Source organism: Plantactinospora veratri (assembly GCF_036421995.1).
Classification (GTDB): Bacteria; Actinomycetota; Actinomycetes; order Mycobacteriales; family Micromonosporaceae; genus Plantactinospora; species Plantactinospora veratri.
In genome coordinates this window covers 96,124-117,509 of record NZ_JAZGQL010000008.1, presented here as the reverse complement: position 1 = coordinate 117,509, position 21,386 = coordinate 96,124, and the positions used below count along the sequence as shown (strand labels likewise).

At 74.5% G+C, this 21,386-nt stretch carries 18 protein-coding genes and 3 pseudogenes; 15 read left to right on the top strand and 6 right to left on the bottom strand.

Annotated elements, in window-relative coordinates:
• Nucleotides 1-37: 37 nt before the first annotated feature.
• Both V1634_RS12720 and V1634_RS12715 read left to right on the top strand, forming a co-directional pair.
• Nucleotides 38-2,719, top strand: a complete 2,682-nt coding sequence (locus V1634_RS12720) for a bifunctional acetate--CoA ligase family protein/GNAT family N-acetyltransferase (RefSeq protein WP_331207976.1) — start codon at nt 38-40, stop codon at nt 2,717-2,719.
• 76 nt (nt 2,720-2,795) lie between these two features.
• A complete protein-coding gene (locus tag V1634_RS12715; protein WP_331207975.1) occupies nt 2,796-4,520 on the top strand; it encodes a GAF domain-containing protein in 1,725 nt (574 codons plus the stop codon).
• A gap of 34 nt (nt 4,521-4,554) precedes the next feature.
• Here V1634_RS12715 and V1634_RS12710 read toward each other — a convergent pair whose 3' ends face one another.
• A complete protein-coding gene (locus V1634_RS12710) occupies nt 4,555-5,193 on the bottom strand; it encodes a response regulator (RefSeq protein ID WP_203856750.1) in 639 nt (212 codons plus the stop codon).
• Between the two features lie 165 nt (nt 5,194-5,358).
• On the opposite strand from V1634_RS12710, the gene V1634_RS12705 reads away from it, so the two are divergent.
• From V1634_RS12705 to V1634_RS12665, 10 genes and pseudogenes are all read left to right on the top strand, one after another.
• Complete coding sequence (locus V1634_RS12705; RefSeq protein ID WP_331207974.1) at nt 5,359-6,387, top strand: Acg family FMN-binding oxidoreductase; 1,029 nt, start codon at nt 5,359-5,361, stop codon at nt 6,385-6,387.
• A 328-nt stretch (nt 6,388-6,715) separates the two neighbouring features.
• Nucleotides 6,716-7,288, top strand: a complete 573-nt coding sequence (locus tag V1634_RS12700) for a hypothetical protein (RefSeq protein WP_331207973.1) — start codon at nt 6,716-6,718, stop codon at nt 7,286-7,288.
• 131 nt (nt 7,289-7,419) lie between these two features.
• Nucleotides 7,420-8,220 (top strand): SDR family NAD(P)-dependent oxidoreductase, encoded by an 801-nt coding sequence (locus V1634_RS12695; protein WP_331207972.1) that lies wholly within the window; start codon nt 7,420-7,422, stop codon nt 8,218-8,220.
• 187 nt (nt 8,221-8,407) lie between these two features.
• Complete coding sequence (locus V1634_RS12690) at nt 8,408-9,019, top strand: dihydrofolate reductase family protein (protein ID WP_331207971.1); 612 nt, start codon at nt 8,408-8,410, stop codon at nt 9,017-9,019.
• 41 nt (nt 9,020-9,060) lie between these two features.
• Nucleotides 9,061-9,354 (top strand): putative quinol monooxygenase, encoded by a 294-nt coding sequence (locus V1634_RS12685; RefSeq protein ID WP_331207970.1) that lies wholly within the window; start codon nt 9,061-9,063, stop codon nt 9,352-9,354.
• 81 nt (nt 9,355-9,435) lie between these two features.
• Nucleotides 9,436-9,621: pseudogene (locus V1634_RS35455) on the top strand (DNA glycosylase AlkZ-like family protein); the annotation flags it as partial.
• An 11-nt stretch (nt 9,622-9,632) separates the two neighbouring features.
• The gene (locus V1634_RS12680) at nt 9,633-9,824 is read left to right on the top strand and encodes a hypothetical protein (RefSeq protein ID WP_331207969.1); all 192 of its coding nucleotides are present in this window, start codon (nt 9,633-9,635) and stop codon (nt 9,822-9,824) included.
• Between the two features lie 82 nt (nt 9,825-9,906).
• Nucleotides 9,907-10,377, top strand: a complete 471-nt coding sequence (locus tag V1634_RS12675) for a DoxX family membrane protein (protein ID WP_331207968.1) — start codon at nt 9,907-9,909, stop codon at nt 10,375-10,377.
• A gap of 132 nt (nt 10,378-10,509) precedes the next feature.
• A complete protein-coding gene (locus tag V1634_RS12670) occupies nt 10,510-10,962 on the top strand; it encodes a YbhB/YbcL family Raf kinase inhibitor-like protein (RefSeq protein ID WP_331207967.1) in 453 nt (150 codons plus the stop codon).
• Nucleotides 10,963-11,045: 83 nt separating this feature from the next.
• Nucleotides 11,046-12,020, top strand: a complete 975-nt coding sequence (locus V1634_RS12665) for a GNAT family N-acetyltransferase (protein WP_331207966.1) — start codon at nt 11,046-11,048, stop codon at nt 12,018-12,020.
• A gap of 9 nt (nt 12,021-12,029) precedes the next feature.
• Here the strand turns inward: V1634_RS12665 and V1634_RS12660 are convergent, their stop codons facing one another.
• Nucleotides 12,030-13,562, bottom strand: a complete 1,533-nt coding sequence (locus tag V1634_RS12660) for a glycoside hydrolase family 43 protein (protein WP_331207965.1) — start codon at nt 13,560-13,562, stop codon at nt 12,030-12,032.
• A 257-nt stretch (nt 13,563-13,819) separates the two neighbouring features.
• On the opposite strand from V1634_RS12660, the gene V1634_RS12655 reads away from it, so the two are divergent.
• From V1634_RS12655 to V1634_RS12645, 3 genes are all read left to right on the top strand, one after another.
• Entirely contained in the window at nt 13,820-14,842 is a 1,023-nt protein-coding gene (locus tag V1634_RS12655; RefSeq protein WP_101366091.1) for a LacI family DNA-binding transcriptional regulator, read from the top strand.
• Nucleotides 14,843-15,152: 310 nt separating this feature from the next.
• Entirely contained in the window at nt 15,153-15,458 is a 306-nt protein-coding gene (locus tag V1634_RS12650) for a hypothetical protein (RefSeq protein WP_331207964.1), read from the top strand.
• A gap of 9 nt (nt 15,459-15,467) precedes the next feature.
• Complete coding sequence (locus tag V1634_RS12645) at nt 15,468-16,964, top strand: cupin domain-containing protein (protein WP_331207963.1); 1,497 nt, start codon at nt 15,468-15,470, stop codon at nt 16,962-16,964.
• Between the two features lie 53 nt (nt 16,965-17,017).
• On the opposite strand, the gene V1634_RS12640 is transcribed toward V1634_RS12645, so the two are convergent.
• From V1634_RS12640 to V1634_RS12625, 4 genes and pseudogenes are all read right to left on the bottom strand, one after another.
• Nucleotides 17,018-17,692 (bottom strand): hypothetical protein, encoded by a 675-nt coding sequence (locus V1634_RS12640; RefSeq protein WP_331207962.1) that lies wholly within the window; start codon nt 17,690-17,692, stop codon nt 17,018-17,020.
• Nucleotides 17,689-18,396 (bottom strand): annotated as a pseudogene (locus V1634_RS12635) (FtsK/SpoIIIE domain-containing protein); the annotation flags it as partial. The gene V1634_RS12640 and the pseudogene V1634_RS12635, both read right to left, overlap by 4 nt.
• 147 nt (nt 18,397-18,543) lie before the next feature.
• Nucleotides 18,544-20,520: pseudogene (locus tag V1634_RS12630) on the bottom strand (FtsK/SpoIIIE domain-containing protein); the annotation flags it as partial.
• A complete protein-coding gene (locus V1634_RS12625) occupies nt 20,513-21,379 on the bottom strand; it encodes a hypothetical protein (protein ID WP_331207961.1) in 867 nt (288 codons plus the stop codon). The pseudogene V1634_RS12630 and the gene V1634_RS12625, both read right to left, overlap by 8 nt.
• Nucleotides 21,380-21,386: the final 7 nt, after the last annotated feature.

Below are 21,386 nucleotides of genomic sequence, written 5' to 3'. Positions count from 1 at the left end.
GACCCGGCAAGAACCGACTCGAAATGGGGTACCAGAGGTGTTCGTGCAGGCCGTACCCGGTGCCGACGCGCTCACCATCGACGGTGGAATCGTGCGGATCCGCGCGGTCATGCCGCAGGACCGGGACCGGTTGACCGAGCTCTACCGGAGCAGCTCGCCGGAGAGCCTGCGGATGAGGTTCTTCGCCGTGGCGGGTGAGCGGACCATCGCCGCCGAGGTCGACCGGCTCTGCCGGCCCGCGTCACCGGCCGAGCACGGCGCCGTGCTGGCCGAGACCGCCGGCCAGCTCGCCGGGGTCGCCTCCTACGAGGTGGGTGACGGTGGCGCCGGAGCCGAGTTCGCCGTCTTCGTCGCCGACGGGCAGCGCGGCCGGGGCATCGGCACGCTGCTGCTGGAGCACCTGCGGGCGGTGGCCGGCGCGGCCGGTGTGACCGAACTGCGCGGCGACGTCCTGCCGGCAAACGCCGCGATGCTCCAGGTCGCGGCCGACCTGACCGGACGCGCGGGCTCCCGGACCGAGGACGCGATCCTGGCCGTCGGCCTGCCAACCGAGGTCAGCGAGGCCGAACTCGGCGCCGCCGACGCCCGCGACCGGGTGGCGGCGCGCGCCTCACTGCGACCGCTGCTCGCACCCCGCTCGGTGGCGGTGGTCGGCGCCGGCCGTACCCCGGGCGGCATCGGTCACGAGACGCTGCGCAGCCTGCTCCGGTACGGCTTCACCGGGCCGGTCCACCCGGTCAACCCGCACGCCACCGAGGTCTGCGGGCTGCCGGCGTACCCGAGGCTGTCGGCGCTGCCCGAACCGGTGGAGCTGGCGGTCGTCGCGGTGCCCGCCCCGGCGGTGGTCGACACGATCCGGGACGCGGCCGCCGCCGGGGTACGCGCCGCCGTGGTCCTGACCTCCGGGCTCGGCGAGAGCGGCGCCGCCGGCCGGGAGGCGCAGCGCCAACTGGTGGAGGTCGCCCGGGCGCACGGGATCCGGCTGGTCGGCCCGAACTGCATCGGGGTGGTGAACACCGACCCGGCGGTCCGGCTCGCCGCCGCCTTCGCGCCGGTGTTGCCGCCCGCCGGAGGGCTCGCGGTCGCCTCGCAGTCCGGCGCGGTCGGCGTCGCGCTGCTGGAGCAGGCCGAGCGGGTCGGCTGCGGGCTCTCCACCTTCGTCTCGCTCGGCAACAAGGCCGACGTCAGCGGCAACGACCTGATCGCGTACTGGTACGACGACCCGGCGACCAGGGCGGTCGCCCTCTACCTCGAGTCGTTCGGCAATCCCCGCCGGTTCGCCCGACTGGTCCGCGGGCTCGCCCGGCGCAAGCCGGTGCTGGCGGTCAAGAGTGGCCGTTCCCGGGCCGGAGTGCGGGCCGGGGCGGCGCGCACCGCCGCCGTGGCGGCGCCGGACAGCACGGTCGACGCGCTCTTCGCCCAGGCCGGGGTGATCCGGTTGGAGACCCTCGGTGACCTGATGGACACCGCGCGGCTGCTCACCGACCAGCCGCTGCCGACGGGTGATCGGCTCGCCGTCATCGGCAACGCCGGCGGGGTCAACGTGCTGGCCGCCGACGCCGCCGACGGGGCAGGGCTCCGGGTCGGGGCGCTCAGCCCGGCGCTGCGGGAGCGGCTGCGGGGCGTACTGCCTCCGCTGGCCGGGGACGACAATCCGCTCCACCTCGGTGCGGGGGCGAGTCCGGCGGCGCTCGCCGACGCGGCCCGGGTGGTCGCGGCCAGCGGCGAGGTCGACTCGTTGCTGCTGGTGGTCGCGGCGACCCGGGCCAACGACGTGCCGGCGATGCTGGCCGCCCTCGCCCCGGTCCTGGACTCGGCGCCCGGCCTCACCGCCGCCGTCGTCGTGCTCGGCCTGGCCGATCCGCCGGTCACCGTGGGCAGCCGCCGGGCACCCGTCTTCGACCTGCCGGAACGGGCCGTCCGGGCGATCGGACGCGCCGCCTGGTACGCCGACTGGCTCCGGCAGCCGGCCGGCGGCATCCCGCCGAGGGTCGCGGGTGCCGGACGGGGTCGGGAGCTGGTGCGCGAGGCGCTCGGTACGGCTGCCGGCTGGCAGCCGTACGACCGGATCGCCGAGATCCTCGGCAGCTACGGCATCCCGGTGGTGCCGGCGCGCCGGGTGGAGACCGTCGAGGAGGCGGTCGCCGCCGCCGAGGGGTTCGGTTACCCGGTCACGCTGAAGGCCGCCGCTCCGGACCTCGTGCACAAGAGCGACGTGGGCGGGGTCGCGCTGGGGCTCGGCGGCCCGGAGCAGGTGCGAACGGCGTACCCGGGGGTGGCCGGTCCGGCCGGTCCGGTACTGGTGCAGCCGATGGCCCGGGGCCAGCTGGAGCTGGTCGCCGGAGTGGTGCACGACCCGCAGTTCGGCTCGCTGGTGATGGTCGGGCTCGGCGGGGTGCACACCGACCTGCTCGGCGACCGGTCGCTGCGGCTGACCCCGGTGACCGACCTCGACGCCGGCCGGATGTGGCGGTCGTTGCGCGCCGCGCCGCTGCTCACCGGTTACCGGGGTACCCCGCCGGTCGACACCGCCGCGGTCGAGGAACTGCTCTGCCGGCTCGGTCAGCTCGCCCAGGACCTGCCGGAGGTGGCCGAACTCGATCTCAACCCGGTGCTGGTCGGCCCGGACGGGGTGGCGGTGGTCGACGCCAAGCTGCGGCTCGCGCCGGTCGGCGCGGGGTCGCAACGCATCCTGCGGAACCTGCGGGCCGCACAGTGAGCCGGTGGCCGCGCGGCGGGCACGACCTGATCATCGGGCCTGCCGTGCGGACCGGCCCCGGGGATACCATCGCCGGATGACCGAGCCGAGGCCGCCCGCCGAGTCGGGGTTCGCGGCCCCGTCGCTGGGCATCACACCGCTGTCCCGGGTACGCCTGGACGAGTTGCTCCAGGAGATGCTGGACCGGGTCGGCGAGGTGGTGACCAGCCGGGAGCGGCTGCGGGCGCTGCTGACCGCCGTCGTCGGGATCAGCACGGACCTCGACCTGCACAGCACCCTGGACCGGATCGTCGCGGCCGCCTGCCGGCTGGCCGACGCCCGGTACGCCGCGCTCGGCGTCATCGGCCCCGACCGGCTGCTCACCGAGTTCATCACGCACGGCATCGACCCGGAGACGCACGCCCGGATCGGCGACCTGCCGCACGGTCGGGGCGTCCTCGGCCTGCTCATCGCCGACCCCCGTCCCGTACGGATGCCGGACATCACCCGGCACCCGCAGTCGTACGGCTTTCCGCCGAACCACCCGCCGATGCACAGCTTCCTGGGCGTGCCGATCCGGATCCGCGACCAGGTCTTCGGCAACCTCTACCTCGCGGAGAAGCAGGGCGCGACGGAGTTCACCGACGACGACGAGGAGATCGTCGTCGCGCTCGCCGCCGCCGCAGGGGTGATCATCGAGAACGCCCGCCTCTTCGCCATGGCGCACCGTCGGGAACGCTGGCTGGCCGCCGCCGCCGAGATCACCGGAGTGCTGCTCGGCGAGGTGCGCCGCACCGACGCGCTGCGGCTGATCGCCCGCCGGGCCCGGGAGGTCGCCGAGGCGGACATCGCCCTGGTGCTGCTCTACGACGAGGGCGCCGGAGAGTTCACCGTCGAGGTCGCCGACGGTGGCCGGGCCGCCGCCGAGCTGGTCGGCGCGGTACTGGCCGCCGACGACACCGCCTTCGTCGAGCCGGTGACGCACCGGCGGCAGGCGGTGGCGGAGAGCCTGGCGAAGGCGGCACCCTGGCCGGTACCGCTCAGTGCCGGCCCCGGCCTGATCTCCCCGCTGATCGTCGGCGACGCGCTGCACGGCGTACTGGTCGTCGGCTATCCGGCCGGGGAGCAGGCGGGTACGGACGTCGAGGGCACCCTGCTGGCGACGTTCGCCGGGCAGGCGGCGTTGGCCCTGGAGCGGGCCCGGGCGCAGGAGGAGCGGGAGTTGCTGGTGGTCCTGGAGGACCGGGAGCGGATCGCCCGGGACCTGCACGACGTGGTGATCCAGCGGCTGTTCGCGATGGGGCTCCAGTTGCAGACGGTGGCGCCGCTGGCCACCCGGCCCGACGTGCGGCAACGGCTCAACGCCACCGTCGACGACCTCGACTCCACCATCCGGGACATCCGGCGGGCGATCTTCGAACTGCGTACCCCGATGAGCGCGGCGCTGCGTACCGAGATCCGGGACCTGGTCGCCGGCTCCGCCGAGGCGCTCGGCTTCCGTCCCGGGCTGGAGATGACCGGGCCGGTGGACAGCGCCGTGCCGGACCGGATCCGCCCCGACCTGCTCGCGGTGCTCGGCGAGGCGCTCTCGAACGCGATCCGGCACGCCCGGGCGACCCGGGTGACGGTCACCATCGACGTGCGCGACGGTGAACTGTGCGTGGGTGTCGCCGACGACGGGGTGGGCACCGACCCGGCGCGGGCCCGGGGCGGCCTGGTCAACCTGCGGGAACGCGCGGAGCGTTACGGCGGCAGCTTCGAGGTCGCCCGGACCGAGCCGACCGGGACCACGGTCGTGTGGCGGGTGCCGCTGCGGGACTGAGCGCTCGGCCGAGCCAACCCGGGGCCGGGGTCAGTCAGTGCCGTTCGCCGAGCAGCCGGGTGGCGAGCACCGCCGCCTGGGTGCGCCGCTCCAGGCCGAGCTTGGCCAGCAGGCTGGAGACGTAGTTCTTCACGGTCTTCTCGGCCAGGAACATCTTGCCGGCGATCTCCCGGTTGGTCAGCCCTTCGGCCACGTACTCCAGGATCCGGCGCTCCTGCTCGGTCAGCGACTGGAACTCCCGAGGCTGCTCGACCCCGGTGCGGATCCGGTCCAGCACCCGGGCGGTGACCGCCGGGTCCAGCAGTGACTGGCCGGCGGCCACCCGGCGGACCGCGTCGACCAGGTCGGTGCCGCGGATCTGCTTGAGGACGTACCCGGCGGCGCCGGCCATGATCGCCGCGAACAGGGCCTCGTCGTCCTCGTACGAGGTCAGGATCAGCCCCTTGATCGTGGAGTCGACCGCCCGGACGTCCCGGCACACGTCGATGCCGTTGCCGTCCGGCAGCCGCGCGTCCAGGATCGCCACGTCCGGGCGGAGTGCCGGGATGCGGCGCGCCGCCTCCTGCGCCGAGCCGGACTCGCCGACCACCTCGATATCGCCGTCGCTCTGCAACAGCCCGGCCAGGCCGCGCCGCACCACCTCGTGGTCATCGAGCAGGAAGACCCTAATCACCCGTCCTTCCTACCCGGCCGCCGCCCCGACTGCCAGGGCCGAAGGTCCCGAACGCCGGTCGCCGGAGCGGGGACAGGGTCCCGGCGGAACGGGACCTGCGGCCCTGCCGGCGCGCCCCGGCGGCGGCGCACCGTGGAGGGAGACAGCGTACGAGGAGGAACTGCGATGAGCCCCATCCGGAGCGACGCGACGACGCCCGCCGACGGAACCGCCGTACCCGCCGCCGAGGTCCGGGCCGCGTTCGCTGCGGCCGCCGGGTACGCGCTGCTGGCGCCCTCGGTCTTCAACACCCAGCCGTGGCGTTGGCGGGTCGGCCCCGGCGCCGTACTGACCCTGCGGGCGGACCGCTCCCGTCAGGTGCACAGCGTCGACGAGGCTCGACGGCTGCTGCTGGTCAGCTGCGGCGCCGCCCTGCACCACGCACGGCTGGCGCTCGCCGTGGCCGGATACCGCACCGAGGTCGTCCGGTTTCCGGACGACGCCGACCCGGACACGTTGGCCAGGATCACGGTGACCGGTCGACAGGAGCCGGACCCGGAGCGGTCCCGACTGCACGCGGCCGGGGAGCGGCGACGCACCGACCGGCGGGCCTTCGACGACCGTCCGGTCGCCGAGCCGACCCTGCGCCGGCTCCGCCGTGTCGTCGAGGCCGAGGGGGCGTACCTGCACCTGGTCCGCGAGGACCAGATGCCGATGCTGGCCGTCGCGACCGCCAACGCGGCCGCCGCCGAACTGGAGGACCCGGCGTACCGGGCCGAGTTGCGACGCTGGACCAACCGCCCGGCGGGCAGCCGGGACGGCGTACCGGCCGCCTCGGCGGTGCGCGCGGGGCCGCGCCGGGTGCCGATCCGCGAGCACGCGTTCGGCGGCACGCCAGGCCTGGAGGCCGGCGGCGGCATGGATCGGGGCGCCGCCTACGCGATCCTGTTCGGCAACAGCGACGCCCCTGCCGACCTGCTCGCCGGCGGTGAGGCGCTCTCCGCCCTGTTGCTGACCGCCGTGGCGGAGGGGCTGGCCACGGCACCGCTGAGCGAGCCGATCGAGCTGGACTGGCCGCGCTGGCTGATGCGCAACCTGCTCGCCGAGATCGGTGAACCGTACGTGGTGGTCCGGCTCGGCTTCGTCACCGACCCGAGCCCGCTGCCGCCGGTGCTCCGGCTGGACCCGACCGACGTGATCGAGTACGCCGACTGAGGCGGGTGGTCCGGTCCGGCGCCACGGCGGCCGGGCTGACGACCTGCCTGCACACGCGGGTGATCGCGGTGCCGGCGGCCCGGGAGCAGCTCCGGCCGGCGCTCGGGCGGTTCGGCAGACCGCGAATGGTGCTGCGGATGGTGCTGCGGATCGGGCGTCGACCGGCGCACTGGGCATGCCGCCAGCGGTGGCTGACCCGAACCGGGCGTCCCGGGAAGACGGGTCCAAGGTCCCGGCGGCGAGCGGTCCGTCGGCCCTGCCCCACCCGGTGGTGCACGGCGTCGAATAGAGACAGCCGCGAGGGACAGCGCGGACGACACGAGAGGACGTGACGACGATGACGGCGACCAGCAACCAGCCCGTCGCCCGCCAGACCGCTGCGGCGGCCGACCCGGTGGGTGCGGAGACCGGCGCCCAGCGGGCCGCCCGGTACGTTTTCGCCGGCATCCGGCTCGCCCTGGGCTGGACCTTCCTGTGGGCGTTCCTGGACAAGATGTTCGGCTTCGGCTTCGCGACCGAGAGCAAGGCCGCCTGGGTCAACGGTGGCAGCCCCACCAGGGGCTTCCTGGCGTTCGGCGCGGAAGGACCGTTCAAGGCGTTCTACCAGGGCATCGCGGGCGCGGCCTGGGCCGACGCCCTGTTCATGGTCGGCCTGCTCGCCATCGGCATCGCCCTGCTGGCCGGGATCGGCCTCCGGGTCGCGGCGGTGGCCGGCGGTCTGCTGTACGTGCTGATGTGGACGGTCGTGCTGCCTCCGGCCAACAACCCCTTCCTGGACGAGCACCTGGTAAACGCCGCGCTGCTGGCCGGCCTGGCCCTGGTCGGCGCCGGCGACACCTGGGGACTCGGCCGGGCCTGGGCGAGGCTGCCGATCGTGCGGCGGCAGCCCTGGCTCAGGTGACGCCAGTTTCCCTGCGGCGGGCATCACCCCCCGGGTGGTGCCCGCCGCCGTCGTCCGGGTACGGCACTACGGTCTGATCTGTAGGGATACGTGCCGGTCCGCCCGGACCGCTCACCTTCTGGGGGAAGCTCATGACCGTGCAGATCGACCTGACCGGCCGGACCGCGTTGGTGACCGGATCGACCCAGGGTATCGGGGCGGCCATTGCCACCGGGCTGGCCAGGGCCGGGGCGCGGGTGGCCGTCAACGGCCGTACGCCGGAGAGCGTCGCGCGGGCCGCGACCGCGCTGCGGGCCGACGTGCCGGACGCCGAGGTGGTCGAGGTCCCGGCCGACGTGGCCACCGACGACGGCACGGCGCGGGCCCTCGAAGTCCTGCCCAGCGTCGACATCCTGGTCAACAACCTGGGCATCTTCGCCGCCCGACCGGCGCTGGAGATCGACGACCAGGAGTGGCGGCGCTACTTCGAGGTCAACGTGCTGGCGGCGGTTCGGCTGACCCGGAGCTACCTGCCGGGGATGATGGAACGCGGCTGGGGACGGATCCAGTACATCGCGAGCGACTCCGCGGTGGTCATCCCGGCCGAGATGATCCATTACGGGGTCTCCAAGACGGCGCTGCTCGGCGTCTCCCGGGGCTTCGCCAAGGCCGCTGCCGGGTCCGGGGTGACGGTCAACTCGGTGATCGCCGGCCCGACCCACACCGGTGGGGTGGAGGAGTTCGTCTACCAACTCGTCGACCGGAGCGTGCCGTGGGAGCGGGCGCAGCGCGAGTTCATGCGACTGCACCGGCCGCAGTCGCTGCTGCAACGGCTGATCGAGCCCGCCGAGATCGCCAACATGGTCACCTACCTGGCCTCACCGCTCGCCTCGGCGACCACGGGCGCGGCCGTCCGGGTCGACGGCGGGTACGTCGACGCCATCGTCCCGTAGCCGGCGCACCAGGCCTCCGGCAGCGCGTCGCCGCCCTCTCGTTGCCATCGCCGACTTTCCAACGCCGACAAGAACTCTATCCTTGACAAATATAGTTGTCGGTGTGAGAGTTGCTGGCAGGCGCGACGAGTGCGCCGACAACGACGGTCCGCCGCACAGCGGGGGCCCGATGGAGAGGACACCGACAATGCGGAAGCTGGTCGTGAGCACCTTCCTGACCCTCGACGGGGTCATGCAGGCCCCGGGCGGCCCTGGCGAGGACGACGACAACGGCTTCGCCCACGGCGGCTGGATGGTCAACTACTGGGACGACCAGGTGGCCGAGGCCATGGCGGACCTGATGGGCAAGCCGTTCGACCTCGTACTCGGGCGCCGGACCTACGACATCTTCGCCTCGTACTGGCCGCACGCCTCGGAGGAGGAGGGCGCGGGGCCACTCAACCGCGCCACCAAGTACGTCGCCTCCCGGGGCCGCCCCGCACTGGACTGGGACAGGTCGGTGCTGATCGAGGGTGACGTGGCCGAGGGCGTCGCGGCGCTCAAGCGGCAGGACGGACCCGAGTTGCAGGTGCACGGCAGTGGCAACCTGATCCAGACGCTGTTGCGGCACAATCTGGTCGACGAGTTCCGGTTGCTGGTCTTCCCGGTCGTCCTCGGCTCGGGCAAACGGCTCTTCGCCGACGGCACCGTCCCGGTCGGGCTGAAACTGGAGCGGAGCACGGTCTCGCCGAACGGGGTGATGATCGGCAGGTACGAGCCGGCCGGCGAGGTCGTCGTCGGCGCGTTCGGGCCGGAGTGACCGGCCGCACCGATCGGACGGGAACGCGAAGGAAAGGTGTCATGGCCGAACTGCTGGTGGTCGCCCACTGGACGATCGCTCCGGGCGCGGAGGAACAGGTCCGTTCGCTGTTGCCCGAATTCATCGAGGCGAGTCGCGCCGAGCCCGGATGCATCTCCTTCGTCGGCTACCAGCAGTTGGACGACGACCGGACCGTGGTGCTGCTCGAACGGTACGCGTCCCGCGAGGCGTTCGAGGCGCACCGCGACACACCCCACTTCCAGCGGCTCGCCCTCGAACAGATCGTGCCGCGCCTTGCGCGCCGCGTCGTGCAGACGTACGACGTACCCGGTTGACGCCGGACGCGGGTCGGGCCGGGCGGACGAGGAGGCAGGACGGTCACCCAGACGCGTCGGGCGCTCGCCGGGGTCGGGCCGGTGCAGGTGGAGTTGGACGGCGGCACCGGGCTGCTGCTCTCCGACGACCTCGAACCGGTGCCTCCGGTCGAGCCCTGGGCGGCCCTGCTGCCCGGCCTGGACCCGACCCCGATGGGCTGGTTCCGCCGGGAGTGGTTCCTGGGCGGGCACGGCCCCCGGCTCTTCGACCGGAACGGCAACATCGGCCCGACCGTGTGGTGGGACGGGCGGATCGTCGGCGGCTGGCACAGCGCAAGGACGGCGAAATCGTCTACCGGCTGCTCGAGGACGTCGGTGCCGAGGCGGTCGGCGCGGTGCGGGCGGCGGTGGCGGAGCTGGCCGGACGGCTCGGCGAGGCGCGGGTCACGCCGCAGTTCCGTACCCCGCTGGAGCAGGAACTCGCCGGCTGACCAGCCGGGACGTACCCGGTGTGCGGGCGGACTATCCGGGTAGGCGGGCCCGGACAGCGGTACCGGCAGAGCGGAGCGACCGATGAACGTGTCCCATCTTCCGCTGCGCGTCGCGATCGGCGCGTTCGTCCTGAACTCGGGCGTCTCCAAGTGGAACCTGGAGGGGGAGGAGGCGGCCGGCATGCACGGGATGGCGTCCGGGGCGATCCCGCCGATCAAGCAGATCCCGCCGGACCAGTTCGCCCGGCTGCTGGCCGGCACCGAGGTGGCGCTCGGCGCCGCCCTGCTCTTCCCGGTGGTCCCGTCCGCGCTGGTCGGGCTCGGCCTCCTCGCCTTCGGCGGCGGCCTGATGCGGCTGTACTGGGCCACGCCCGGCATGCACGAGCCCGGCAACCCCCGGCCGACCCAGCAGGGCGTACCGATCGCCAAGGACAGTTGGCTGGTCGGGGCCGGTCTCACCCTGCTCCTCGACGACCTGCTCAGCCGAGCCGCCGGCAAGCGACGCGGCGTGGGCCGGAAGATCGCGCGCCGGTGCGGCAAGCGTCGCGGCTGACGTGCGACGACCGGGCCGGCGGCTGTTTCGCCCTGCCCACCCCGGGTACGCCGGGAAGAAGAGCAGCGGCACCACCGGCATGGTCGGCCGGTGGCGTCCGCACGGGGTCCGAACCGGGAGGACGGTGACGCCATGGCCGGGATTCTGATGCGCAGCCGCGCTTTCAACGACCACGACCGGCTGCCGGACCGGTTCTCCCGGGACGGCGGCAACATCTCGCCACCGCTGGAGTGGTTCGACGTACCGGAGGAGGCGACCGAGCTGGTCCTGCTGGTCGAGGACCGGGACGCCGGACGTACGCCGTTCCTGCACTGGCTGGTGACCGGGATCGAGGCGACCTCCGGCGGTGTCGACGAGGGGCAGACCCCGCCGGGCGGCCGGGTCTGGGAGAACGGCTTCGGCACGGCGGGCTGGGGCGGCCCGCATCCGCCGACGAACGACGACCCGCACCGGTACTTCTTCCGGCTCTACGCGGTGAACCGGCCGCTGGAGCTGCCCGGCGCGCCGCAGGCGTCGGACGTGCACGCGGCGGTGCAGAGGCTGGAACTGGCCAGCGGCAACATGGTCGGGACCTTCGCCCGCTGACCCCTGGGGAAACCGCCGACACCCGGGGGAGGCCGCGACACCTGGGGAAAAATCGGCGGCGGACCACGGCCGGCCGGGGTTAGATGCTCGACATGCCCCTGCCGCCCGGCTGGTCGGTGCGCCGGCCCCGCCTCGCCGACGTGCCGGCGATCCTGGCCGTCGTACACGCCAGCGACGTCGCCGCGCTCGGCCACCCCGACTTCAGCGCCGACGACGTACGCGAGGTGTTGACCGCACCCGACCTCGACCCGGCCCGGGACAGCTGGCTCGCGGTCGACCCGGACGGCGAGGTGCGCGGCTGGTCCTATCTGGAGGACTCGAACCGGGGGCCACGGGAGACCGTCGAGGTCTACGTGCACCCGGAGCGGGGACTGCCGGCCCAGGTCCCGCTGCTGGAGATGCAGCTCGCCCGCTCCGCCGAGCGTGCCGCCGAGTTCGGTTTCGCCGCGATGACGGTACGGGCGCTCGCGCTGCCCACCGAGGAACGCTGGATCGGGGTACTCCGCGAGGCCGGCTTCGAGTTCGTCAAGCGGTACGCCCGGATGCGCCGGCCGCTGGCCGGGGTGGCCGCCGAGCCGCCGCCCCCGCCGCCCGGGGTGCTGGTCCGGCCGGTCCGGTCGACCGACGACGCGGAGCTGCGCTCCTTCCACCGGATCCTCGACTCGGCCTTCCGGGACACCCCGGACTACCAGCCGGCGAGCTACGAACAGTGGCGGGCCCAGGTGGCCGCGCTGCCCAGCGTCGCCTGGGACGAGTGGTTCGTCGCCGAGGTGGCCGGCGAGCCGGTCGGCATCCTCCAGTCCGCCGACCAGACCCTCGACCAGAACGAGGGCTGGGTGAAGCAGCTGGCGGTGCTCCGGGAACACCGGCGCCGGGGCATCGGCGCGGCGTTGCTGGCCCGGGCCTTCGCCTGCTATGCCGGCAAGGGCCGGGAGTACGCCGGGCTCGGTGTCGACCTGGCCAACCCGATCGGTCCGGTCCGGCTCTACCAGTCGGTGGGGATGACCCCGCGCTACGAGGCGGTCGTCTTCGAGCGGAACGTCGCCGCCGGGGGATAGTCGGGCGGGTCAGGCGTCGACCAGGTCGTCGTCGACCACCTCGGTCCGGTCCAGCGAGCTCAGGACCCGGTAGTCGTACCAGTCGACGCCGACGGCGTCGGCGGTCGCGTAGCAGCCGATCACCCGCCCGGTGAAACCGCCGGCGACCTCGGTGGAGAGGTAGCGCCCGTCGAGTTCGGCGAGGACGACGAACTCGCCGCCCGGGGCCTCGTAGCCGAGCCGCACCACGTCCGGCTCCTGCCGGGGATGGTCCATGCCCGGCCCGGAGGCCCAGGTCTCGACGCGCAACACGACCGGACCGGTCAGCGGACGGCTGCCGATCCGCTGGCAGAGCGGCCCGATCCGGGCCCGTACCCAGACCTCGCCGTCGCCCAGCTCGACCGAGTAGTGGTGGGCCTCGTCGAGGCGTACCGCCAGGCCGCCCCGGCCGACGCCGGGATCGACCAGGGCGCGTACCCGGACGTCGTGTTGCTCCTGCCGGCGGCCGACGAAGGTCACCGTCGGCTCGTCGAGCGAGTTGCCCCGGGACCGCAGGGTCAGCCAGCCGGGGCGCTCGATCAGCGAGACGTCCTCCGGCGGCCGGGCCCGGACCGAGATCCACCGAGGGTGCAGTTCGGTGGTGTCGAAGTCGTCCCGCACCGGCGCGGCACCCACCGGCGCGGGGGACAGGGTGGGGGTACGCGGCACCGCGCCGACCGGCCCGACCACCGGCCAGCCGTCGGACCAGGTCACCGGGGCGAGGAAGGTCTCCCGGCCGAGTACGTGCCAGCCGGGTGTGCCGCCGCGGGCGCGTACCCCGAGGAAGACCAGCCACCAGGAGCCGTCCGCGGCCCGCACCAGGTCGCCGTGGCCGGTGTTCTGGATCGGGTGGTCGGTGCTGCGGTGGCTGAGGATCGGGTTGGCCGGGCAGGGTTCGAAGGGCCCGTCCGGAGCCGGGGCCCGGGCCACCGAGATGCCGTGCCCGCGTTCGGTGCCGCCCTCGGCGATCAGCAGATACCACATGCCGTCGACCTGGTAGAGGTGCGGCGCCTCCGGTGCCTGCGCACCCGGGGTGCCGGACCAGATCCGCTTCGGCCGGCTCAGCGCCGTGCCCCGGACCGGGTCGATCCGCAGTTGGTCGATCCCGGCGACGGTGCACCAGCAGGTGCCGTCGTCGTCCCAGGCCAGGTCGGGGTCGATGCCGAGGACGTCGGGCAGGTGCACCGGCTCCGACCAGCGGCCGGCCGGGTCCTCGGCGGTGACCAGCAGGGTGCCGCCGTGCGGGACGTTCGAGGTGATCAGCCAGAACCGGCCGTCGTGGTGCCGCAGGGTGGGCGCGTAGACCCCGCCGGAGGAGGGGGTGCCGGGTGGCAGGACGAGTTGGCTGGGCCGGTCGAGGACGTTGCCGAGCTGGGTCCAGTTCACCAGGTCCCGGCTGTGGAAGATCGGCACGCCCGGGAAGTACTCGAAGCTCGAGCAGGCCAGGTAGTAGTCGTCGCCGACCCGGCAGATGCTCGGGTCCGGATGGAAGCCGGGGATGACCGGTGCGCCGGAGGGCGCCATCAGGACTCGATCCGGGCCAGGTCACCGGTCGCCCGAGCCGGAGGGACCGTGGGCGCGGCGGGACGGGGCATGGACGATCCTCTCCGGCGTAAACTTTCCGGAATTGTTCCGTAACTCGTTCGGAACGTTATGGCCCACCGTGCGGTCAGTCAACCCCGGATCCTGCGGCAAAATACTGGGAGGGCACGTGACCGACGCCGGTGCACCCTCGAAAGTGTTTCGGTCGTAGGCTGAACCCTCAACGAAGGAGCTGCCTCGTGACGGTCGATGAAGGACGCAGGATCACGATCACCGCCATCGCACAGGAGGCGGGTGTATCGGTGCCGACGGTCTCCCGGGTACTCAACGGCCGCAACGACGTGGCGCCGCAGACCCGGGAACGGGTGGAGGAACTCCTCCGCCGGCACGGCTACCGCCGACGGGCCACCCGACCGCGGGCCGGGGCCAGCCTGATCGACCTCATCTTCAACGACCTGGACAGCCCCTGGGCGGTCGAGATCATCCGAGGGGTGGAGGACGTGGCGCACGCCTCCGGCGTCGGCACCGTGGTCTCGGCGATCCACCGCCGCTCCACCTCGACCCGGCAGTGGTTGCAGAACCTGCGGACCAGGGCCACCGACGGGGTGATCCTGGTGGCCAGCGACCTCGCCCCGCCGGTGCACGCCGAGCTGCGCCGGCTCAACGTGCCGATGGTGCTGGTCGACCCCGCCGGAGTGCCCAACCTCGACATCCCGACCATCGGCGCGACGAACTGGGCCGGCGGGCTGCGCGCCACCGAGCACCTGCTCTCGCTCGGCCACCGCCGGATCGGCTTCATCGCCGGGCCGCCGCGACTGCTCTGTAGCCGGGCCCGGCTCGACGGCTACCGGGCAGCCCTGGACGCCGCCGGCATCCCGCTCCGCGACGAGCTGGTCATGCCGGGCGACTTCTACCACGAGTCCGGCTACTCCGGCGGGGCCGCACTGCTCGACCTCGACGAGCCGCCGACGGCGATCTTCGCCTCCAGCGACCAGATGGCGTTCGGGGCGTACGAGGCGGTCCGGCGGCGGGGTCTGCGGGTCCCCGACGACGTGAGCGTGGTCGGCTTCGACGACCTGCCGGAGGCGCGCTGGGCCTCGCCGCCGCTCACCACCGTGCGCCAGCCGCTGGCCGAGATGGGGCTGCTGGCCGCCCGGACGGTGCTACGGCTGGCCGGCGGCGAGCCGCTGGACACGCCCCGGGTCGAACTCTCCACCGACCTGGTGGTACGGGACAGTTCGGCGCCGTACGCACGCCGCTGACCCCGACGCGCTTCCGGCAACCACCGGGCGAACTTCCGGGAGATTTCCGGTAGCTGTCGCGGGCGGTTGGCCAGGTCTTCCAGGCCGTTTCCTCCAGGGCCGTTCGTCGGCTGCGGACGGATACGCGATTTGTTCCGAACCGCGCCGCCTGCCGTACCGGGTGACCGCGAGCGCTGCGCTGGGTGCCGAGTCACCCCCGCACGGGAGCGGACCGGTTTGCCGGGTTAGAGGTGATCGGGTGCGGGGTACCACCACCCGCGTAGCGACGCCCGGCCGGCGCGGCGGGGCGCTGACCCGAGGGAGCAACCCGATGAGACTCGACGACGACGACATCCGGACCACGGGCGGCGGCGGTGGGGAGGGGCCGGCCGACGGCGGAGCCAACCCGCTGGGCCGGGACGGCGGCGCGGACGGCGGCGCGGAAGGCCCGGCCGATACCGGAGCCACCCAGGGGCAGCACGACGGCGGTGCCGACGGCAGCGCCGAGGGTCCGGCTGACGGCGGCGCGACCCCCGGGCAGCACGACGGCGGGGCCGACGGTGCCGCCGAGGGTCCGGCCGACGCCGGCGCGACCCCCGGGCAGCAGGACGGCGGCGCCGACAGCTCCGCCCGGTAGCGCTCGACGATGACCGAGTACGACGGGACGACCGGCACGGTCGCGGCCCGGCACCGGCCGGAGACTTCCCCGGCGGGCCTGCCGGACGCTTCCCGGGCGGGCCTGCCGGACGCACCGCCGACCGGGCGGTCGACCGGGACACCCCGACGGTCGACCGGGACACCCCGACCGGTGGCAGCGACCGTCGCGGAATCCGATCCGGCGACCGGGGCGGGCGGCGACGGTCGCCCGGCCCGGTCCACCGGCTCGGCGGCCCGGCCCGACCCGACCAGCGGATCGGCGCTGACCCGCTGCGTGGCGGTCGAACCGGCGAAGTTCGCCGCCGCGTACTGGGGACGGGCCGCGCTGCTGTCCCGGGCCGCCGAACTCGGCAACCCGGACGGCTTCCGGGACCTGCTCAGCCCGGACGACGCCGACGAACTGCTCAGCCGGCGCGGACTGCGTACCCCGTTCCTGCGGGTGGCCAGGAACGGCCAGGTGCTGCCGAGCGGGCAGTACACCGGCGGCGGCGGTGCCGGGGCCGAGATCACCGACCAGGTGCTCGACGAGCGGGTCCTCGCGCTCTACGCCGACGGCGCCACCCTGGTGCTCCAGGGACTGCACCGGACCTGGCCGGCACTGGTCGACTTCACCCGCGAGCTGAGCCGGGAACTCGGCCAGCCACTCCAGGTGAACGCCTACCTGACGCCGCCGGGCAACCAGGGCTTCGCCACCCACTACGACACGCACGACGTCTTCGTACTCCAGGTCGACGGGCACAAGCACTGGCAGATCCACGAGCCGGTACTGCCCGACCCGCTGGAGCGGCAGCCGTGGGGCGGCCGGGCCGACGAGGTCGCCGCGGTCGCCGACGGCCCACCGGCCCTGGACGTGGTGCTGGGCCCCGGTGACGCGCTCTACCTGCCCCGGGGCTGGCTGCACAGCGCCCGGGCCCAGGACGAGAGCAGCCTGCACCTGACCGTCGGAGTTCGGGCGCTCACCCGGTACGCGATGGTCGAGGCGCTGCTGGAGTTGGCCGCCGAGGATCCGCGACTGCGCGCCACGCTGCCGTTCGGGATGGACGTGGCCGAACCCGACCAGGTCGAGCCGGAGCTGACCGAGACCGTCGAGGCGCTGCGGGACTGGCTGCTGCGGGCGGATCCGGCCGACGTCGCCGCCAGGCTGCGGGCCCGGGCCTGGCCGGCGACCCGCCCGGCGCCGATCCGGCCGCTGGCCCAGGCGGCGGCGATCGCGGCGGTCGACGCCGACACCCGGCTGCTGCCCCGCGACGGCCTGCGCTGGCGGTTGACGAGCCAACCGGCCGGCGAGGACGGCCGCCCCGGTCGGGTCGTGCTCTCCCTCTTCGACCGCACGGTGACCTTCCCCGCCCAGTGCGAACCGGCGCTGCGGGCGTTCCTCTCCGGCGGGGTGGAGCGGGTCGGCGACCTGCCCGGGCTGGACGACGACGCCGACCGGATCGTGCTGGCCCGCCGCCTGCTCCGCGAGGCGGTAGCGGTACCGGTGTAAGGAAGGGCCCCCGCATATCGCTTTTTGTATATGCGGGGGCCCTTCCTTACACCTCAGCGGAGCAGGGTGAACAGGGCGGCGGTGGTGACGAGGCCGGCGACCACGACCACCAGCGCGGAGCGTACGTCCAGGCCGGCGTGCCGCCGGTCGGCGAGTACCCGGGCCGGTGCCAGCCCGACGACCGGGCCGAGCAGTGTCACCAGCAGCCCGAGTACCGGCATCGCCACCGCCAGGTCACCGCCGTACCGGTCGCCGACGGTCCGGGCGGCCAGCCCGAGGGCGTACGCGGCGGCCGCGCCGAGCACCCCGAAGAGCGCCAGCAGCGGTCGGGTGGCGCTCGGCAGCTCGCCCGGTTTCCGGGTCCGGTCCAGCAGCTCCCGGACCCCGTCGAGCAGCGCCTCGACGTCGGCCGGTACGCCCACGCCGTTGCGCGGCACCGGCGGTTCGCCGATCCGCCGGTCCGCCGCGCCGAACTGTCCACGCAGGATGCTCCACAGGTGGATCGCCTCGGCCTCGGTGCGGTCCACCTCCTGCTGGGCGGCGGCCACCTCCGCCTCGGCCCGGCGTACCGCCTGCTCCGCGTCGCGTACGGCCCGCTCGGCGGCGGCGCACTGCCGCTCGTACCAGGCGTCCGCCTCGGCGCGCTCCGCCTCGGCCCGGCCGGTCAGTTCGGCGAGCCGCCGGATCGCCTGCGCGTAGCCGGCCTCCCGTTCCAGGTCGCCGCTCATCGGGACGGTCCATAGGGGATGATCACTTGACCGGTCCGGTGCACCGAGCGGTCGAAGAAGAGCCCGCGCCACGGCCGGGGGTACCAGTCCGGGCCACCGCCCGCCCCGGGATAGAGCGCGGAGGTCAGCTCCGCACCCTGTACGTCGAGCGCGACCCAGGCGCCGATCTGGTCGGTACGCGACGCCGGGCCGCCGAGATCCGCCCGCAGCCGGGCCACCCCCCGCCACCAGGCCAGTACGTGGGTACGCCGCTCCGGCCCGTTGTGCAGCACGTGCCGCAGGTGGTCCAGCCCGGAGCGCCGCCCGATGACGGTGCCGAGCTGGCCGGCGGCGGCGTCGACGGCGTAGAGCAGCAGGTAGTGCGGCTCGCCGGGAGCGCCTCCGGAGCCCAGCCCGTCGGCGGTCTCGGCCATCAGCTCGCCGATGTCCTCCTCGGAGTACCAGGCGGCGTCGGCGCCGAGCGCCTCGTAGAGCGACCGGGCGGCGGTGTCGGCGTCCGGGTCCAGGCAGGCGATGGAGAACCGGGCGGTACCGGGCCGGTGCTGGCGGCGCAGCGACCGGGCTGCCGCGTCCAGCACCGCGCAGGCCTCGTCGACCCCGGTGCCCAGCACGGCCAGATTCCGGCCCGGTGCCCGGGGCAGCCGCATCCCGGCCGAGCGCGCCTGCACGTCGATGATCTCGCCGAGCAGTGCCACCGGCCCCCGGGCCCCGCCACCGGTCCGTTCCGGGCCGCCCGGCCGGTCTCCGCCGGCCTGCGCCGGTGCGCCGCCGTTCGGCGCTCCGCTCCGCTCCGGCCCGACCCCCTCGGGCCAGATCGCACCGCCGGCCGCCCGGTCCCGGGAGGCTCCGACCGGGGTCGGTTCGCCCGGCGGCCGCAGCGCGACGAAGTCCGGCGCCTCGTCCAGCCGGGGGATCGCGTCGCCGTCGAAAAGCCGGGCCGGGGCCGCGTCCGGCGGGCGCATCCGCCACAGCCGGTGCTGGAGGTCACTCCAGGTGCCCCAGTCGCTGGCCGCCGGGATCCGGGCCACCTGGTTGCCCTCGGACATCCCCGACTCGGCGTTCACGATCGCGTGGTGCCGGGGCAGCACCTGGGCGGCGTCGTTGCGCTCGGCCAGGATGCGCAGCGCCTTGGGCAGCGCGATCCGCAGGGTGAACTGGGCGACCAGCGCGGGCCGGCCCCAGAGCGCCTCGATGCCCCGGACGTCCTGCGAGGCGAGTACCAGGTGGATGCCCTGGGAGCGGCCCCGCCGGGCGAGGTCCTCCAGCAGGTCGGCGGCCTCCCGGGCCACCGCGTCCCGGCCGGCCAGCAGCATCTGGAACTCGTCCACCACCGCGACGATCCTCGGCCAGCGGCCGGTGGGGTCCACCGCGCGCAGTTCGGCCAGCTTGGTCACCTCGTGCCGCTTGGCGGCGTCCGCGCGGCGGCGCAGTTCCTCGGCGAGGAACCGCAGCAGGGCCAGCCCGAACTCCCGGTCGGTGTTGACGTTGATCCCGACCAGCCGCATGTGCGGCAGCCAGCTCGGGTCGCGCCGGCCCTGGGCGAACCGGGCGAACGACACCCCCTCCTTGAAGTCGAGCAGGTAGAACTCCAGCTCGGCGGGGGAGTACCGGGCGGCGAGCGAGCCGATCCAGGCGAAGATCAGGTTGGTCTTGCCGGTACCGGAGGGTCCGCCGATCAGCGCGTGCGGCGGATAGTCGCCCAGGGTCAGCGTCACCGGCCGGCCCTGTGGACCGTCCCCGATCGGCGCGACCAGGCCGGCGGCCGAGTCCTCCCGCCACATCTGGTCGACCGGCGGGAGCAGGTCGGTGAAGGGCGTCGGCGGCGGACCGGCGTTGACCCGGGTCGCCACCTCCCGGCAGGTTTCGGTGACCAGCGCGGCCGGCGGGGCCGGGTCCGGGAGCACCGGCAGGTCGGGGCAGGCGTCCAGCCAGGCGGTGCCGTCGTCGACCACCACCCGGTGCACGTCCGGCCCGTCGGGCAGCTCGACGCCGCGTACCACCAGGTGCACGCCGCAGGCGGCGCCGGTCCGGGCCACCCGGTCGAGCTGGCCCCGCTCGTGCCGGGAGAGTTCGTCGCCGCCGAGCAGCACCGCGACCCGCCACGGCTCGGGGCGCCGGCCGGTCGCCGCGGCCAGCTCGCGCAGCGAGGCGTACTCGCCGGCCAGCACCGTCTCGTTGATCCGGCGGATCTGGTCGACGAGGTCGTCGAGGAGCCGCGCCAGGCCACCCGGCCCGACGAAGGTGAGCAGCCCGGCGGTGGAGAGCGGGGCGAAGCCTGCCAGCCCGCCACCGAGGTGCTCCGGGTCGTAGCCGACCAGCCGGAGCGCGCCGGGATCGGCCCGGCCCAGCGCCCGGAGCAGCAGCGCGGCGACCACCGCGTCGCAGCCACCCCGGTCGCCCCCGGAAAGGTGTACGTGGCCGACGTCGAGCAGCGGCACCAGCGCCGGTACGGGCACACTGCCGTCGACCCGTACGGTGCCGATCCGCAGCGGTCCCGGTGCCTCGCCCCGGATCACCGGGGTCGGTTGCCAGCCGGCCCAGTCCGTACCGGCGGCACCGGGCGCCTCGCGGGCGGCGGCCTCGGCGGCCCGGGTGGCGAGCCGGCCGATCTCCGCCGCGTACCGGTCGGAGAGTTCCACCACCCGGCGGTCCCGTTCCGCACCGACCCGGCCGGGTACCCGGGCGGCGGCGTCCCGGATCCGGCGCAGCCGGTCCTGTGCGCCGCCGAGTTCGGTCCGCGCCGCCGTCAGCCGGGCCCGGGACGCGCCCAGGGCGTGCGACAGCATGGTGCGGACCCGGTCGACGAGCTGGGTCCGTAGGTCAGGCATGGGTGTCCCGGGGTGCGCGAGCGGTGACGGGGCGCTGGTCGAGGCCGAGGCGGCGCATCAGCAGTCCGGTGAGGACTCCGGCGGCGACCGCCGGGTCGGCCGGGTGCGGCTGTTCGACCGGTTCCTTCGGCGGCGGCATCCGGCAGAGGCGGCTCAGCAGGGTGTCGAGCACCCCCGGTGGCAGGTTGGGCACCAGGTCCTGGACCCCGCCGGTGACCTCGCGGCGCAGCCTCGGCAGGTCCGCCGCCCGGGGCGGGTGGCCGAGCAGGGTGGTCGCCAGGTCCCGCAGCATCGGCGGGGCGACCGAGGCGAGGCCCAGCCCGACGTTCGCCTCCACGGCGCGCAGTTCGGTGTGCAGCCGGGTCCGGTCGCCGGAGCGGACCCCGCTGGTAACCCGGCGCAGCAACTCCTCCGGGTCGGTGATCTCACGGTCCGGCTTGGGCGCCGGGGTGTCCCGCCGGTCGAAGAGTTCGGCGACCCGGACCGACCACCAGCCGCCGGTCGCGGCGGGAGCGGCCCGCCGGACCGGACCGGACGAGTCGGTCGGGCCCCGGGTGCCGGGACGCCCCGCCGGCCGCTGCGGACCGGCGGCGGGCGGGCCGTCTCGGCCCAGCCCGATCGCGGCGAGGTACGTCGCGAACTGGTCCTGGGCGAGCCGCAGCGCGTGCCCGGCCGTCTCCAGGTGTTCGGTGGCGGCGGAGAGTTCGGGTACGCCCATCGGGTCGGCCGACTCCTGCCGGACCCAGCGCAGCCGCTCGGAGGCGAGTTTCAGGTGGTCGAGTGCCTTGATGACCAGCTCGACCGGCAGCTCGTCGGAGGCGGCCCGGACCCGGGCGCCCAACTCCTCGATGATGGACATCCGCTGC

Bases quoted from the DNA above. Each gene is read 5' to 3' on its own strand.
- V1634_RS12625 (WP_331207961.1), bottom strand. From the start codon at position 21,379: ATGTCCATCATCGAGGAGTTGGGCGCCCGGGTCCGGGCCGCCTCCGAC.
- V1634_RS12675 (WP_331207968.1), top strand. From the start codon at position 9,907: ATGAACGTGTCCCATCTTCCGCTGCGCGTCGCGATCGGCGCGTTCGTC.
- V1634_RS12650 (WP_331207964.1), top strand. From the start codon at position 15,153: ATGAGACTCGACGACGACGACATCCGGACCACGGGCGGCGGCGGTGGG.
- V1634_RS12690 (WP_331207971.1), top strand. From the start codon at position 8,408: ATGCGGAAGCTGGTCGTGAGCACCTTCCTGACCCTCGACGGGGTCATG.
- V1634_RS12660 (WP_331207965.1), bottom strand. From the start codon at position 13,562: ATGGCGCCCTCCGGCGCACCGGTCATCCCCGGCTTCCATCCGGACCCG.
- V1634_RS12665 (WP_331207966.1), top strand. From the start codon at position 11,046: ATGCTCGACATGCCCCTGCCGCCCGGCTGGTCGGTGCGCCGGCCCCGC.
- V1634_RS12670 (WP_331207967.1), top strand. From the start codon at position 10,510: ATGGCCGGGATTCTGATGCGCAGCCGCGCTTTCAACGACCACGACCGG.
- V1634_RS12705 (WP_331207974.1), top strand. From the start codon at position 5,359: ATGAGCCCCATCCGGAGCGACGCGACGACGCCCGCCGACGGAACCGCC.
- V1634_RS12715 (WP_331207975.1), top strand. From the start codon at position 2,796: ATGACCGAGCCGAGGCCGCCCGCCGAGTCGGGGTTCGCGGCCCCGTCG.
- V1634_RS12685 (WP_331207970.1), top strand. From the start codon at position 9,061: ATGGCCGAACTGCTGGTGGTCGCCCACTGGACGATCGCTCCGGGCGCG.
- V1634_RS12695 (WP_331207972.1), top strand. From the start codon at position 7,420: ATGACCGTGCAGATCGACCTGACCGGCCGGACCGCGTTGGTGACCGGA.
- V1634_RS12645 (WP_331207963.1), top strand. From the start codon at position 15,468: ATGACCGAGTACGACGGGACGACCGGCACGGTCGCGGCCCGGCACCGG.
- V1634_RS12640 (WP_331207962.1), bottom strand. From the start codon at position 17,692: ATGAGCGGCGACCTGGAACGGGAGGCCGGCTACGCGCAGGCGATCCGG.